Consider the following 14254-nt stretch of genomic DNA (forward strand, 5'->3'; position numbering starts at 1 on the left):
GGGAGCGCTTCCAGACAATGCCGCCGGGGCGCTTCCGCCTGCCGCCGCGGCCGGAGAAGGCGGAAGGAGAATCCGTGGGATCCATCTCCCGCCGGCCGGCCGCGCGCCCGGGTGTCCTCGCCGTGATCGCCGCGCTCGTCCTCGGCGTTTCCCTGCTGTGGCCGTGGAGTTCGGGTGCCGCGCCGGCGACCCCGATCACCGGCAACGCAACCCACTTCGACGCACTCGGGGCACCCTACGGCGGCTGCGGCCTGCCGCAGGACGTCCTCGACTCGCCGGACTTCGTCGCGCTCAACGTCTACAACACCCCCGGCGACTACAGCTTCTACCCGCGGCCGATCCCGCCTTCCCAGGCGGCCAAGATCGGCCTGTGGGACAACGGCCGCAACTGCGGGCGGTTCGTGCAGGTCACCATCGGCGACTACTGCACCGGCGTCAACGACGGCGCCCCGGGACAACCGTTCTGCCGCAACGGTTCCTGGGTGACCGACGGCTACGCCGGCGCCCAGCTGACCATGGTCGTGGCCGACAGCTGCGGCGACGCGAACGCCTGGTGCCGCGACGATCCCGGGCACCTCGACCTGTCGACCGCGTCGCTCAACCGGTTCGTCAAGAACGGCGTCCCGGTCGGGGACATGAACCCCGCGCACTGGAACAACCGGCACATTTCGTGGTCCTACGTGCCCGCCCCGAACTACAGCGGTGACCTGAAGCTCGGGTTCCTGCAGGGCGCGCAGCGGTATTGGACGGCGATCGCCGTGTCGCACCTGCCCAACGGCGTCCACGGCGTGGAGTTCCTCGGCGCGGACGGCAGCTGGCAGCAGGCGCAACCGGACAGCGACCTGGGCCAGGCCTTCCTCATCGGCCCGACCGCCACGGCGGGCACCGCCTACGCGATCCGGGTCCGCGACTCCGGCGACGCACTCGTCAACGACGGCCGCGTCTACCGGTTCACGCTGCCCGACCAATGCCTTTCGGGGTGCGCGGCCGCCTACACCGGCATCAGCTACACGACCGGGACCGGCACGCCAGCTACAACACCGACAACACCGACCACGTCCACGAGTCCCACCAGCACGGCGACCACCTCGACCACCCCGACCACCCCGACCGCCCCGGCCGGGACGTCGTGCACGGCCACCTCCGCGGTGACGTCCTCGTGGAACGGCGGTCACCAGCTGGAGTTCACCGTGAAGAACACCGGCTCGGCCGCTCTCACCGGCTGGAGCACGGCGTTCTCCTTCGCGGGCACCCAGCAGGTGACGAATTCCTGGAACGCCGCGGTGACCCAGACCGGACCGCAGGTGCAGGCGGCCAACCAGACCTACAACGGAACGCTGGCGCCCGGGGCGACCACGACCTGGGGTGCCGTGGTGACCGGCGCGGTGCAGCCCCTGGCCGGGCTGGGCTGCACCGCCCGCTGATCAGCCGGCGACGGTGGCCCAGAACCCGGTGAGCGCGGCGGCGGCGCGGGCCGGTTCGTGGGTCATCCACCAGTGGCCCAGCCCGTCCAGCACGGCCAGCCGGGCGGCGGCGTTGCGCTTCGGTGCCGGCGACGTGGTCGGCGGTGGCCAGGATGGCGAGCCCCGGCCGGGCCGCCGCCCGCTCCAGCGGCAGGCCCAGGCCGGGCGGCCCCGCCGCGCGGTACACGGCGAGCACCGCGCGGCCCATCGCCTCGTCCTGCCCCGCGGCGACGCGGGCGGCGACGCCTTCACCCATCCCCCGTTCGACGAGCACCGCCGTCCGTTGCTCGGCGGTGCCGCCGAACCGGGCGGCGACGTCGGCCTCACCCGCCCCCGGCGTCCGCCAGCGGCGGGCGAGCTCGTGCCACGCGTAGCCGGGGTCGAACATCCCGAGCCCGTCGCCGACCCAGCTGCGGACGAGCTCCGGACGGGTCGGCACGACGTTCAGGACGTGCCCGCCGCCGAGGTCGTGGCCCACCAGGTCCACCGGCTCGCCGAACGCCTCGAACTCGCCGGCGAGCCAGTCGCGGTAGTCCGCGTGGGTCGTGCCGAACCCGGCCGGCAGGGGCGCGCCGAACCCGGGTGGGGACAGACGGACGACATCCGGGCGCGTCGGCGCGAGCTCGGCCGGCAGCAGGTCCCAGACCGCCGCCGTCTCCGGGTTGCCGTGGAGGAAGACGGCGGGCGTCATCCCGCGACCGGCGTGGTCGGCTGCAGCACCGCTTCCACCAGCGCCTCGGTGCGCAGGTGGGCGGTGGCCCGGTACTCGGGGTCGCGGACCATGGCCGCGAACGCCTGCCGGTCCGGGTAGCGGACCAGGGCGACCACGTCCCAGGCCTGCCCGTCCTCGGCGACCAGCGCCCGCCCGCCGTCGCCGAGGTACTGCCGCTGGAGGCCGTAGCGGGAGCTGAGCCCGCTACTCCGCAGGGCGGCCGAGTAACGCTGGTAGGTTTCGCGGCCGCCGTCCGGCCGAAGCGCTGCCCGGCTCCCTCGTGCCGCACTCTCCGGCGCCCACCCCTTAGGCTCGTCGTCTGACCGCGGAGGGAGGTGGCGGCGTGACCGAACGCGGGCGGTTGCCGCGGGTCAAGCGCGCGACGATCGAGGACGTGGCCCGGGAGGCCGGGGTGGGACGGCAGACCGTCTCGCGCGCCCTGCGGGACCTGCCGGAGATCGCTCCGGACACCCGCGAGCGCGTGCTGGCGGCGGCGACCCGGCTGGGTTACCGGCCGAGCGCGCTGGCGAAGGGCATGCGCACCCAGCGGTCGGACGTCATCGCGCTGATCGTCTCCGACATCGCAAACCCCTTCTACCCGGCCGTGGCACGCGGGGTGTACGACGCCGCGGAGGCGGCCGGGTGCAGCGTCGTGCTCTACAACACCGACGCCGACCCCGGCCGGGAACGCGACGCCATCGAGGACGCGCTGGCCCGCTCCGCGCGCGGAGTCGTCGGGTTCTTCTACGGCACCCCGGACGACATCCTCGCCGATTACGCGCGCTCCGTCCCGCTGGTGGTCGCCGACCGGGAACTGCCGACGGAGGTGGCGGCCTCGGTCAGCAACGACTTCGCGTCCGGGACCGCGGCCGCCGTCGCCCTGCTCGCCCGGCGGCCGGACGCCTGCCTCGGCATGCTGGACAGCTCGGTCGGCGTCGCGGTCGACGAGCGGCGGCTCGCCTTCGTCACCGCCTGCGCGGCGCACGGGTTCGGCGATGTCTCGGCGCGGATCGTCCAGGGCCCGCCCACCATCCCGGGCGGCACGGAAGCGGCCGGCCGGCTGCTTTCGGCGTGGCCCGAGGTCAACGGGATCTTCGCGTTCAACGACCTGATGGGCATCGGCGCGGTGCAGGCCGTCTTCGCCCGCGGCGGCGCGGTCCCGCAGGACTGCGCCGTGGTCGGCTTCGACGACCTCGAGATGTCGGCCTACCTCCACCCGCCGCTCACCACGGTCCGGATCGACAAGTACGACCACGGCCAGGCCCTGGTCCGGGCCCTGCTGGCGGAGACCGCCGACCGGATCTCGCTGCCGGTTTCGTTGATCACCCGCGCCACCACCTGAGTCGAATCCGTCGAGGGACGCCCTTGACGGGGTCCTGCGCTCTGGCCCTGCAACGGTTCTGCGCACGGGTCTCGCGGCGGGCGCGGTCAAGGACTGAGGACCCGGCGCCGCTCGCCGCCGGACGCCCGGACCCGTGGGGCATACGCCGGTGGGGCGGGCAGGCGCAGCAGCCACCCGAAGCGGCCGGGACCGTGGTGACGCAACGCCGCCACCGCCTCCGGCTCGTTGCGGGCGCAGTTGGCGAGGATGCCGAACATCGCCAGCGTCACCAGCAGCGACGAACCGCCGTACGAAACCAGCGGCAGGGTCACGCCCGTCACCGGGAGGAGGCCGACGACGTAGCCGATGTTGATCGCCGCCTGGACGACCACCAGGAGCGTGAGCGTGCCCGCCACCAGGCGGATCCACGGGTCGAGCGCCCGGCGGGCGATCCGGGTGCCCACGATCGCGACGCCCGCGTACAGCACGATCACCGCGATGCAGCCCACGAACCCGAGTTCCTCCCCGACCAGCGCGAAGATGAAGTCGTTCTCCACGCCGGGCAGGTAGCCCCAGTTCGCGCTGCCGCGGCCGAGCCCGCGACCGAACACCCCGCCGTCGGCGAGGGCGTACAGCGCCTGGGTCGTCTGGTACGAGCCGTCCGAGTCCGACAGGAACGACAGCACCCGGGCCAGCCGGTAGTCCGTCGTCACGGCCAGCACCGTGAACCCGGCCGCCGCGCCGGAGACCAGGGCCGCGAACAGGCGGCCGGAGATGCCCGCGAACCACAGCAGGCCCAGCATGATCACGCCCAGGGTGATCGTGCCGCTGAGGTTGGGCTGGGCCATCACCAGCGCGAACATCAGCAGCGTCACCGGGACCACCGGCACCAGCAGGTGCCGCCACCGGTGCAGCAGGTGCTCCTTGGCCGCCAGGACGTGCGCGCCCCAGAGCACCAGCGCCAGCTTGGCGAACTCGATCGGCTGGACCGACTGCCCGGCGATGACGAACCAGCGCTGGGCGCCGCCGCCGGCCGAGCCCAGCGGGGTGAGCACCAGGAGCAGCATCCCCAGCGCCGCCGCCATCGCCTTGCTCGCCATCCCCCGGATCTTCCGCAGCGGCAGGCGGAGGCCGAGCCAGAACACCCCGGCCCCCAGACCCAGGTACGTGACGTGCTTGACGAACAGGTCGTACTTCCCGCCGCCGGTGCGCGGGTCGTAGGAGGAGACCGACGACGCGCTCAGCACCATCACCACCCCGACGAGCCCGAGGGTCCCGGTCAGCGCCAGCACGAGGTGGAACGACGCGAGCGGCCGCGTCAGCCACCCGGTCAGCGCCTCCCCCGCGGCGGCGGCCCGCGACCCGCGCGGACGGCGGCCGGCTTCGTGGACGTCGATGGCGCGAACCTCATCCCGTACGGGGAGAACGGCGGTCCCGTTCCCGGCCTCGCCAAGCTAGCCACACCCGGCTGGCAAGATCCTGAGAACACGGGAACGCACCTGTCCGGCCCACGGCGAGGAGATGCCGGAGCAGACCGGTCGTGTCGGCGCGCAGGCGGGGTTTCGGCCTGCCGCATCGCCGCCCGAGGACTAGCGGTGGTCCCCGCGCAACGCGTACCGCCGCTCGGCGTAAGCCAGATCGTCCCGCCACAGCCGGGCCGCCGCGCGGCGCATCAGCGGCCGCAGCGCCGGGGCCATGCGGGCAGCCTTGGCGAACCCCGGGCGGTCGGACGCGGCGATCGTCGCCTCGATCACCGCCGTGCGGGGGCGGCCGTCGGCGCCCGGGCCGAGCGGGGTCGCGTGCGTTTCCACCACGCTGCCGGCGCCCTCACCGTCCACAATGGTCATCAGCACCGTCCGGGGGCCCGGGCAGGTGAACTCGGCGACCACCGGGACGCCGATCTTGCCCGCCAGCCGGAACGTCACCTCGACGACGAACCGGTCGTCGGCCTCCGCGACGTCGACCCCCTGCGGCGCCGACAGCACGCGCAGCCGCGCGAACGAATACGGGTGGAACCACGCGCCGTGCCACGGGTCGAGGCGGTTGGCCACGACGTCTTCGGGCTCGCAGACCCCGGCCAGCGTCGCCACGGCGTCCACCGTGGTCCCGGCCGGGCGGACCGGCACGATCGGCCGGTCCGTGGGCTGCTCGCCGCCGATCCGGTCGAGGCGGACCCAGGCCAGGACGCCGTCGTCGTAGGACGGCAGGGCGGTCCACCCCGGGCGGTCCGCACCAACGCGCAGGCCGTGCCAGCGACAGACCAGCTCGCCGCAGTGCACGCGCGCCTCGGCCAGCGGTGCGCCGAGGTGGGGGCAGGCACCCGGGCCGACGAGCAGCGCGCCGTCCGGCCCGCGCCAGGCGACCAGCTCCCGGCCGCCGACCCGCACGCCGAAGGGCCGGTCGGCGCGGATTTCCCGCGCGGCGGCGAAGACGAACCAGTTGCCGGCCGGCCGGGCGCCGGCCCGCTTGACCGCCGCTTCGATGAGCGCGGGGCTGCAGTCGGCGTAGGCGGGCTCCTGGCGGGCCCACGCCGGCTCGCGGAACGGCTGCACCGGCCACCGGGCCGGCCAGCGCTCGATCACCTGCCGCTTGAGGTCCACCGGAAACGCTCCCGCCTGCCACGGCCGGCCGAAAGGCCGGCACGCGGGTAATCCTGGGCCATTTGGAGCGGTTGCGCAACGCTTTGGCCGGGCGGTCGGGTGCGGATTCACGCCTTCAGGCGTTCGAGGGCCAGGTCGAGGGCCGCGGCCGGAACGCTTTTACCCAAGCCCGGGGCACCGATCCACGCCTCCAGGCACTCGGTGGCCAAGTCGAGAGCGCAGCCAGAACGCTTTCACCCGGCACCCGGCACCCGGCACCCGGCACCCAGCACCCGATTCACGCCTCCAGGCGCTCGGCGGCCAAGTCGAGAGCCCGGCACCCGGGCACCGATTCACGCTTCAGGTGCTCGGCAGCCACGTCGAGAGCCCGGCCAAAACGCTTTCACCCGGCACCGGCTCGATTCACGCCTTCAAGCGTTCGGTGGCCAGGTCGAGGGCCGCGGCCAGGTCGTTGACCCAGGGGACGTCCCGTTCGGCGAGGTTCTCCCAGCCCGGCCCGGCCGTCGCGATGTCGAAGCCGCGCCGCCGCAGGCGCTGGACCAGCAGGTCGTCGACCGTGTTGGCGGACATCGACCACAGGAACACCACCACCGGGTCGAGCTTGGCCGCGATGGCGACCGTCGTCTCGGCGGGCACCATCTGGCCCAGGTGGACCGCCGGGATCCCGACCTCCACCATGGCGGCGCGCAGGACCTCCATCGGCAGGCTGTGCCGTTCCTCCGGGCAGCAGGCCAGCAGCACCACCCGTCCGGGCGGGGTGTTCGCGAAGCCGGCGCTGTAGCGCTGCAGGGCGAGCGAGATCTCGCCGGTCAGCGCCCACTCCGACTCGAAGCAGACGTCGCCGCGCAGCCAGCGGCCGCCGAGGTGGCGCAGCACGGGCACGAGCACCTCGGTCCACGCCGCGGCCGGGCCGAGCGCGTCCAGGGTCTCGTCCAGCAGCGCGGCCAGCGAGGCGAATTCGAGGCCGTCCGCGGCCCGCTCGAGCTCTTCGATGTGCCGCTCGACGGAAAGCTCCGCGACCGTTTCGCCGACGCCGGAGAACGCCGCCGCGGCCGCTTCCCTGGCCCGCATGCCGCGGTCGATGAGCCGCTGCATGTACTGCAGGCGGCGGACGTCGGCGTCGGAGTACCGGCGGTGCCGTCCGTCGTCCCGCAGCGTCGGGCCGACCCCGTAGCGCGCGGCCCAGGTCCGCAACGTCACCGGCGAAACGCCGAGCAGTTCGGCGACCTTGCCGGGCGTCCACGAACCGCCGGCCCGGGGCCCGTCCCGGCCGCTCTCCGCGTCGACGTCCATCAACACCACGTTTCCACACGCCAGGGACACCCCGCCGGTGCGGTCGCCACGGGGCGACCTCCCGGCGGCACGGCCGCCGGCCGATTATGTCCGCATCAACGGATACGGCATCCGGCGCTCCTCCGACACTCCCGGCGGGCAAGAAACACCCGCCGAAGGGAGGTTTGTGACCCGAATCATGGTTTGTCCACGGCTGTGGTCGATGCATCGGAGGCGGTCACGGCCACACCCGTCCGGCGTGCGCGGAAACCGCCCGCAGTGCCGCCCGCAGGTCGTTGAGCACCGGGCCGACACGTCCCCCGACCGGGTACCAGCCGGGCCCGGCCGCGCGCACCGGCAGGTCCCGCCGGGCGAGCTCGGCCACGAGCGGGGCGTCGGCGCTGTAGGGCGTCATCGACCACAGCAGCACGAGCACCGGCTCGAGCCGGACGGCGGTCCGCACGACGACGTCCGGTGCCACCATCTCCCCGAGGAAGACCACCGGAACGCCGGCCTCCCGCAGCACCGCGGCGAGGACCTGGAACGGGAGCGGGTGCCGCTCGGCGGCGCAGCAGGCCAGCAGCACCGGACGTCCGTGCGGGGGCGGCCGGACGCGGGCCGCGTGGCGCTCCAGCGCCGCGGAGACCGCCCCGGCCAGGGCCCACTCGGCCGCGAAGGCGCGTTCCCCGGTCTGCCACCGCTCGCCCTGCCGGCGCAGTACCGGCGCGATCACGTCGACCCAGGCCGCGAGGGTGCCGTGCCCGGCCAGCAGCTCGTCCAGGAGAACGGCCAGCGCGGGCAGGTCGAGGGCCACGGCGGCCTGGTCGATTTCGTCGGCCCGGAGCCGGGACTGCGCCGGGGTGACGGCCTCGGCGAGGACCATCCCGGCCGCCGTTCCGGCCCGGATCCCCTGGTTGACCAGCGCGTGCATGCGGCGCAGGCGCTGCAGCTCGCGCGGGCCGTAGAGGCGGTGGCCACCGGGCCCGCGGCGGGCCGGCCCGAGGCCGTACCGGCTGTCCCAGGCGCGCAGCAGCACCGGCGACACGCCGAGCGCGGTGGCGATCTGTCCCGTCGTCCACCACAGGGCCCGGTCGGCCACGTCCGCTTCGGGTCTCGTCGTCACGCACCCCCCAGCCGCTGGTCACCCGGCCCCGACGCGCGTCCGCCGGGCCGTACCGCCGATGATGACCCAGTCGGATCGATAGTGCAACGCTTTAGGGGTGATCGACTCAGGCGGCTTGCCCCGAACTACGGGAGCCTTCGGACACCTGACTCGCTTCTGCATCGATTCGTCGGGCTCCCAGCCGGGTTCGCTCGGCGCTGAGGACGAGCCGGTACCCGAACAGGAGCAGCACGTGGAGCAGGTAGAGCCAGAGGATCAGCGCCGAGACCGCGCCGACCACCTCGAGGCCGCCGAAGGGCACACTCCAGTCCAGGGGAATGGCCAGGAACAGGAGGAACCCGTGGAAGAACCCCGCGAGCACGGCGGCCACGGCGAACGCGCCCGCGACCAGCGGCCCGCGACGCACGCCGCGCGGGGCACTGCCGGCGAAGACGATCGCGGTCACCGCCGCGATGATCAGCCAGTCGATGTGGAACGAGAGCGTGATGCCCCAGAACGTCGACCAGCCGCCGCGCGTGTAGAAGCCGGCCACCGTGTCGGCGGTGGCCAGCGGCGCGATCGCCAGGGTGGGGCTGAGGACCAGGACGGGCACGAACATCAGCCGCCCGCGCCAGCCGACGAGGGCGCCGGCGGGCTGCCCGGCGACCTGGACCAGGCCGCGCAGCAGGCCTTCGCCGTAGAAGGTGGCCGGCAGCAGGGTGACCAGCAGGGCGGTCCACGGCGTGCCGAGCGCGGCGGTGGCCAGGGCCTCGAGCGCCGCTCCGGGACCGTGTCCGGGCGGCAGCGCGTCGGCCCAGCGCGAGACGCCGTGGCGGACGAACCCCGGCGACCCGAGGAACGCCGCACCCCGCAGGGCGACCAGCGCCAGCGGGACGACGGCCAGCACGGCGAAGAACGTGACGCCGGCGGCCCACAGGGACAGGTCGCGGCCCCGGAGGGCCCGGCCGGCGTCCCGCAGGACGGCGGCCGCCCGGCGGGCCACCTCACGGGCGCTCACGCCGGCACCCCGGCCCCCGAGGACGACGACGGGGTGGCCGGCTGGTCCCGGGTGCACGAGCACGACGCGTCGGGCAGCGCGCTCGCCGTCGCGTGGCTGCGGACGATCCACCTGCTGGCCCGTCCGGTGCTCGGCGTGCCGCCCGACGTGCTGACCGGCTGCGGGGTGCTGAGCGCGCTGGCGGCGGTCTGGCTGGCCGCGCTGGGCGGGGACGCGCTGTGGCTCGCCTTGGCGGCGATCGTGGCGACCGGGGTGTTCGACGGCTTGGACGGCGCGGTGGCGCTGCGCACCGGCCGCGCCCGCCCGCTGGGCGCGGTGCTCGACGCGGCTTCGGACCGGCTGACCGAACTGTGCTTCGTGGCGGTGTTGCTGGTGCTCGGCGCACCCGCGGGGTGGTGCGCGGCGATGGCGGTCCTCCTGTTGCTGCACGAGTACGTCCGGGCCCGTGCCCAGGCGGCGGGCATGGCCGGCGCGGGGGCGATCACCGTGGCCGAGCGCCCGACGCGCCTGGTCGTGACCGCGGTCGCGGTCACCGGGGCGGCGGTGGTGCCGGGCGGGACACCGTGGACGGACTGGCCGTGGGGGACGACGTGCGCGGTGCTGGGGACCGGCCTGTCGGTCGTCGGACTGGCCCACCTCGGGGTGGGGGTCGCCCGGGCGTTCCGGCGGGCCGGGGAACCGGGCGACGAGCGCCGCTGAACCACGGGCCCGGTCATCGGCTCCGCCCGTCTCCGGGTTCGGGGAAGCGGGGGCGTTCCGCCGGCCCGACGAGCTCCGCCACGATCTCCGCGGACATCGCCACCAGCGGCAGGCCGCCTCCGGGGTGGGCCGAGCCGCCGGCCAGGTACAGCTTCGGCACCGGGCTAGCGTTCGCCGGACGCAGGAGGGCCGCGCGGGGGCCGTTCGACGACGAGCCGTAGATCGCTCCCCCGGGCGCACCCGTGTCGCGTTCGAGGTCGGCCGGGGTGCGGATTTCGCGCCACCGCAATCGGTCGCGCACGTCCAGGCCACGGGCGGCGAGGACCTCGAGGACCCGGTCCGCGTACTTCTCCGCCAGTCCCGGCGCCGTCCAGTCGACGCCGGCCGCCGGGTCGTGGCGCGGGGCGTTCACGAGCACGAACCAGGCTTCGCAGCCCGGCGGGTGCAGCTGCGGGTCGTCGGGGGCGCAGAGGTAGATCGTGGGGTCGTCGACCGGCCGGGGAGAGCGGCCGAAGATCGCGTCGAACTCGGCGTCGTAATCGGCCGGGAACAGCACGCGGTGGTGGCTGGGGTCGGGTGTCGTGCCCTCCAGCGCGAGCAGCAGCACGAACCCCGCCAGTGACGGCTGCGTCTTCCCGAGTGCCCGGCGCGGCCGGCGGGCCCGGGGGTCGTCGAGCAGGTCGCCGTAGACGTGCGTGGCGTCGGCGTTGGCCACGACGGCCGAGGCCGCGAGCCGCTCGCCGTCCGCCAGGCGGACTCCGGAGACGCCCGCCGGGCCGGTCTCGATCGCGGTGACCTCCGTGCCCGTCCGGACGTCGACGTCCATGGCGAGGAGCCGGTCGACGAGGGCGTCCCCCAGCCGGCGCAGGCCGCCGCGGACGTGCCAGGCGCCGAACTCCTGCTCGACGAACGGGACGACGCTCAGCACGCCGGGCAGCCGCCGCGGGTCCGAGCCGGTGTAGGTCGCGTAGCGGTCCAGCAGCATCCGCGCGCGCGGATCGCTCAGCCGGCGACGCCCGATCCCCCGCAATGTGCGCCAAGGCGCGATGGCCAGCAGGTCCCGGACGCCCCGGGCGTGCCGGAGCAGGTCGCGGGGGCCGTTCAGCGGGCGGCGCAGCACCGGTTCGCCGACCAGGCCCCACAGCCGCTCGGCGTCCCGCATGAGGCCGCGCCACTCTTCACCGGCACCGCCGCCGAAGGCCGCTTCGAGCGCGTCGGGGACGGCCGCGCGCTCGTGCGGGACGGCCAGCTCGGTGCCGTCGGCGAACCGGTACCGGCAGGCCGGGTCGACCGGCACGATGTCGACCAGCTCGTCGAGGTCCGCGCCGGTGGCCGCGAAGAGCTCGCGGTAGACCGAGGGCAGGGTGAGCAGCGACGGGCCGGTGTCGAAGGTGAAGCCGTCCCGGGTGCGGCTGCCGAGCTTGCCCCCGCAGGTGGCCGAGCGTTCCAGCAAGGTAACCCGATGCCCGGCGGCGGCGAGCCGGGCCGCGGACGCCAGGCCGCCCATCCCGCCCCCGACCACCACGACGGCGCTCATCGCGATCCCCCGCTCGACAGCGGCCCGATCGCGGGAGCGACAGCGGCCACGCGATCTTCCGGCCGCCGGACCCACCCGCCAGCGAACGCCGAACCACCACCGGCCACCAGGGCGGGTTCCCCGCCCAGCCCGACCACGGCAGCCACGCGATCTTCCGGCCGCCGGACCCACCGGCCCGCGAACGCCGAACCACCACCGGCCGCCACCACGTCACTCACGCGGACGCGCAGCGCCTTCTCCGACCGACCGGCTCGCACCGGCCTGACCGAGCACCCGGCGTTCACGCGCGTCCCCCCTTCGGCAGCCGACGGCCCTTCCACACCAGCCGCCCCTTTGCCCGGGCCCGCCAGGACCGGCCGATCAGCCCGGCCAGTGCCAGCACCGATACCGGGTGCGCCAGGCTGTCCGGCCACACCCGTCCTCCGGTCCGCCGGGCCGACACCACCCGTCCGGCGACTCCGGCCGCGTACCCGGCCAGCCCCGCCCGCGAACCACCCAGCGCCGCCACGGCGGGGAGTACCCACACCACGAGGAACAACCCGGCGATCGCCGCGGCCGCGGGGGCCGAGCCGGTCGCCGACCACAGGGACTTCGTGTAGCCCTCCCGCAGCTGCGCCCACGTCGGGTACATGTGGCACTCGGCGATCCGGCTGCCGTCGGCGACCACGCCGCGGCCGCCGGCGCGCTTCACCGCGCGCATCAGGGCGATGTCGTCCAGCACCTCGGCCCCCACCGCGGCGAACCCGCCGCACTTGCGCAGCATCGCGGCGTCGATGACGAAGAACTGGCCGTTGGCGGCGGCCAGCGACGGCCGCGGTGACGTCTCGGCGAGCCGCAACGGCAGCAGCACCAGCCACGACCACTGCAGCAGCGGCTGCACCAGCCGCGCCCCGAGCCCTTCGGCCCGCTGGCGCGGGAACGGCGACACCGCGTCGAGTTCCGCTTCGCGCAGCAGGGAAACCGCGGCCGCGACGGCGTCGGGCGCGAGCACGACGTCCGCGTCGACGCAGACCAGCACGCTCCCCCGCGCCCGCTGGGCCAGCTGGTGGCACGCGTGCGGCTTCCCCAGCATCCCCGGCGGCGGCTCCACGCCGGTCAGCAGGGTGACCCGCGGCCCGGCGATCCGGCGGACGACCTCCGCCGTCCCGTCGGTGGAACAGTCGTCCAGCACCAGGATCTCGGCGTCGTCGAGCCCCCGTTGCGCCAGCAGGGACCGCAGGGCCGGGGCGACGCGGTCGGCTTCGTCGCGCAGCGGCAGCAGGATCGACACGGCTTCGCAGCACCGGGCCGGTCCTTCGCGCGGCGCCCGGACGATCCGCGCGTTGTACGCCGCGTGCGCGGCCGCGGCGACCGCGGCGAGAGCGGCGGCGCGCACGGTCACGCGGACACGCGGGCCCATCGGAACCCCCTCCCCAGCCGGACGGCGAACGGCACGGCCACCGCACCCATGAGCAGGCCCCCGGCGACGGCCACCCACGGCCGGCCGAAGAACGCGAAGTGCGCCCACACCGAGGAAAACCACGTCCACAGGTACAGCGCGGGTGCCGGCCCGGCGGCGGGGCCGGGGATCGGGTCCGGCGGCCGGGGCACCCAGTGGTGCAGCGCGGCCTGGACGAGGACGGCGACCAGCAGCCAGCCCGCGAAGTTCGTGACCGGGATGCCGTGCACCAGCGGCAGCGACGGCTCGGGCGACGCCCAGCGCCAGTACCCCTCGTCCACCATCTGGGGGTCGAGGAAGACGTCCCACGCCGCCAGCGCGCACGCCGCCACCGCGACCACACCGGCCGGCTTCACGGCCAGCGCACGCCCGGCGAGCAACGCCGGCCACGCCATCATCAGCCAGGCGAGCGGGACGATGCCCGGCACGCCGGCGACGGGCCAGCCGAGCAGGCCGGTGTATTCGTAGCGCCCGAAGGGGAACCCGGTGTGCAGGCCCGTCACCTCGGCCAGCAGCCCGCCGCCGCCCGCGACCACCGCCAGCGTGAGCGCCGCCCGGGCACCGGCGCGGGACCAGGCGTCGGCGAGGGAGGCCGCCGCGAAGCACAGCACGGTGAGCACGGTCAGCGGGGTCCGGCCGCCGGGCTCGGTCACCGAGTAGAGGATCTGGCAGAGCACCGTCGCGGCGGCGCAGAGCCAGGCGGCCAGTGCGGGCGGTGCGAAGCGGAGACGGGTGAATGCGGTTGTCCGCGAAACCATCACGAGAGCAGAATAGACCGGTAGGGAACACCGCGCCTTGCTCGCCCTCGATTTTCCCGACCTTGCGAAAATTGCCGAAGAATGGCGCAGCAAATGCACGACGAGCACCCGGCGACGCCCAGGTGTGGGCGGGCGCCGCCGGGTGCGGGGCCCGCACCCGAGGGGTGGGACGGCGGGCCCGCCGGGACGGCGTGTGGCATCGCCGTCCCGTCCACAGGAAGGTCACTTCCGATTCAGCACCGATCCACTCCGCCGCCTGCGGTGGGGCGCCCGCCCGGCGTGCCGGGCCGTTTCGCGGAGTTTCCCGGTGTTCACCGGGTTCAAGTAGACAAGC

General features: G+C 74.8%; 11 protein-coding genes and 2 pseudogenes. 3 read left to right on the plus strand and 10 right to left on the minus strand.

The window, feature by feature from the left end; translation table 11 throughout:
• Positions 1-74 precede the first annotated feature (74 nt).
• On the plus strand, positions 75-1424 hold the full coding sequence (locus ACLJOU_RS33110) for a cellulose binding domain-containing protein (RefSeq protein WP_410573056.1): 1350 nt from the start codon (positions 75-77) through the stop codon (positions 1422-1424).
• Here ACLJOU_RS33110 and ACLJOU_RS33115 read toward each other — a convergent pair.
• A pseudogene (locus tag ACLJOU_RS33115) lies at positions 1425-2154 on the minus strand (alpha/beta fold hydrolase).
• A complete protein-coding gene (locus ACLJOU_RS33120; protein ID WP_410573337.1) occupies positions 2151-2390 on the minus strand; it encodes a DUF1330 domain-containing protein in 240 nt (79 codons plus the stop codon). The pseudogene ACLJOU_RS33115 and the gene ACLJOU_RS33120 overlap by 4 nt, the downstream one beginning before the upstream one ends.
• A 128-nt stretch (positions 2391-2518) precedes the next feature.
• On the opposite strand from ACLJOU_RS33120, the gene ACLJOU_RS33125 reads away from it, so the two are divergent.
• Positions 2519-3517, plus strand: a complete 999-nt coding sequence (locus ACLJOU_RS33125; protein WP_410573058.1) for a LacI family DNA-binding transcriptional regulator — start codon at positions 2519-2521, stop codon at positions 3515-3517.
• Here ACLJOU_RS33125 and ACLJOU_RS33130 read toward each other — a convergent pair.
• The 5 genes and pseudogenes from ACLJOU_RS33130 to ACLJOU_RS33150 all read right to left on the minus strand — a co-directional run.
• Positions 3482-4893 (minus strand): annotated as a pseudogene (locus tag ACLJOU_RS33130) (FtsW/RodA/SpoVE family cell cycle protein); the annotation flags it as partial. The gene ACLJOU_RS33125 and the pseudogene ACLJOU_RS33130 overlap by 36 nt on opposite strands.
• Before the next feature lie 192 nt (positions 4894-5085).
• Entirely contained in the window at positions 5086-6096 is a 1011-nt protein-coding gene (locus ACLJOU_RS33135; RefSeq protein WP_410573060.1) for a DUF5914 domain-containing protein, read from the minus strand.
• 402 nt (positions 6097-6498) lie between these two features.
• Complete coding sequence (locus ACLJOU_RS33140; protein WP_410573062.1) at positions 6499-7389, minus strand: MerR family transcriptional regulator; 891 nt, start codon at positions 7387-7389, stop codon at positions 6499-6501.
• A 217-nt stretch (positions 7390-7606) separates the two neighbouring features.
• Complete coding sequence (locus ACLJOU_RS33145; protein ID WP_410573064.1) at positions 7607-8491, minus strand: MerR family transcriptional regulator; 885 nt, start codon at positions 8489-8491, stop codon at positions 7607-7609.
• A 106-nt stretch (positions 8492-8597) separates the two neighbouring features.
• Positions 8598-9488: a YhjD/YihY/BrkB family envelope integrity protein gene (locus ACLJOU_RS33150; protein WP_410573066.1), complete on the minus strand. Its 891-nt coding sequence runs from the start codon at positions 9486-9488 to the stop codon at positions 8598-8600.
• A 33-nt stretch (positions 9489-9521) separates the two neighbouring features.
• Between ACLJOU_RS33150 and ACLJOU_RS33155 the strand changes: the two genes are divergently transcribed.
• Positions 9522-10187, plus strand: a complete 666-nt coding sequence (locus tag ACLJOU_RS33155) for a CDP-alcohol phosphatidyltransferase family protein (protein ID WP_410573068.1) — start codon at positions 9522-9524, stop codon at positions 10185-10187.
• A gap of 13 nt (positions 10188-10200) precedes the next feature.
• On the opposite strand, the gene ACLJOU_RS33160 is transcribed toward ACLJOU_RS33155, so the two are convergent.
• The 3 genes from ACLJOU_RS33160 to ACLJOU_RS33170 all read right to left on the minus strand — a co-directional run bounded on the left by ACLJOU_RS33160 (position 10201) and on the right by ACLJOU_RS33170 (position 13920).
• On the minus strand, positions 10201-11724 hold the full coding sequence (locus ACLJOU_RS33160) for a phytoene desaturase family protein (protein ID WP_410573070.1): 1524 nt from the start codon (positions 11722-11724) through the stop codon (positions 10201-10203).
• A gap of 280 nt (positions 11725-12004) precedes the next feature.
• The gene (locus ACLJOU_RS33165; RefSeq protein WP_410573072.1) at positions 12005-13123 is read right to left on the minus strand and encodes a glycosyltransferase; all 1119 of its coding nucleotides are present in this window, start codon (positions 13121-13123) and stop codon (positions 12005-12007) included.
• On the minus strand, positions 13102-13920 hold the full coding sequence (locus ACLJOU_RS33170; protein WP_410573074.1) for a carotenoid biosynthesis protein: 819 nt from the start codon (positions 13918-13920) through the stop codon (positions 13102-13104). The genes ACLJOU_RS33165 and ACLJOU_RS33170 overlap by 22 nt, the downstream gene beginning before the upstream one ends.
• Positions 13921-14254: the final 334 nt, after the last annotated feature.

Source organism: Amycolatopsis sp. cmx-4-61, from assembly GCF_046548775.1.
Taxonomy (GTDB): Bacteria; Actinomycetota; Actinomycetes; order Mycobacteriales; family Pseudonocardiaceae; genus Amycolatopsis.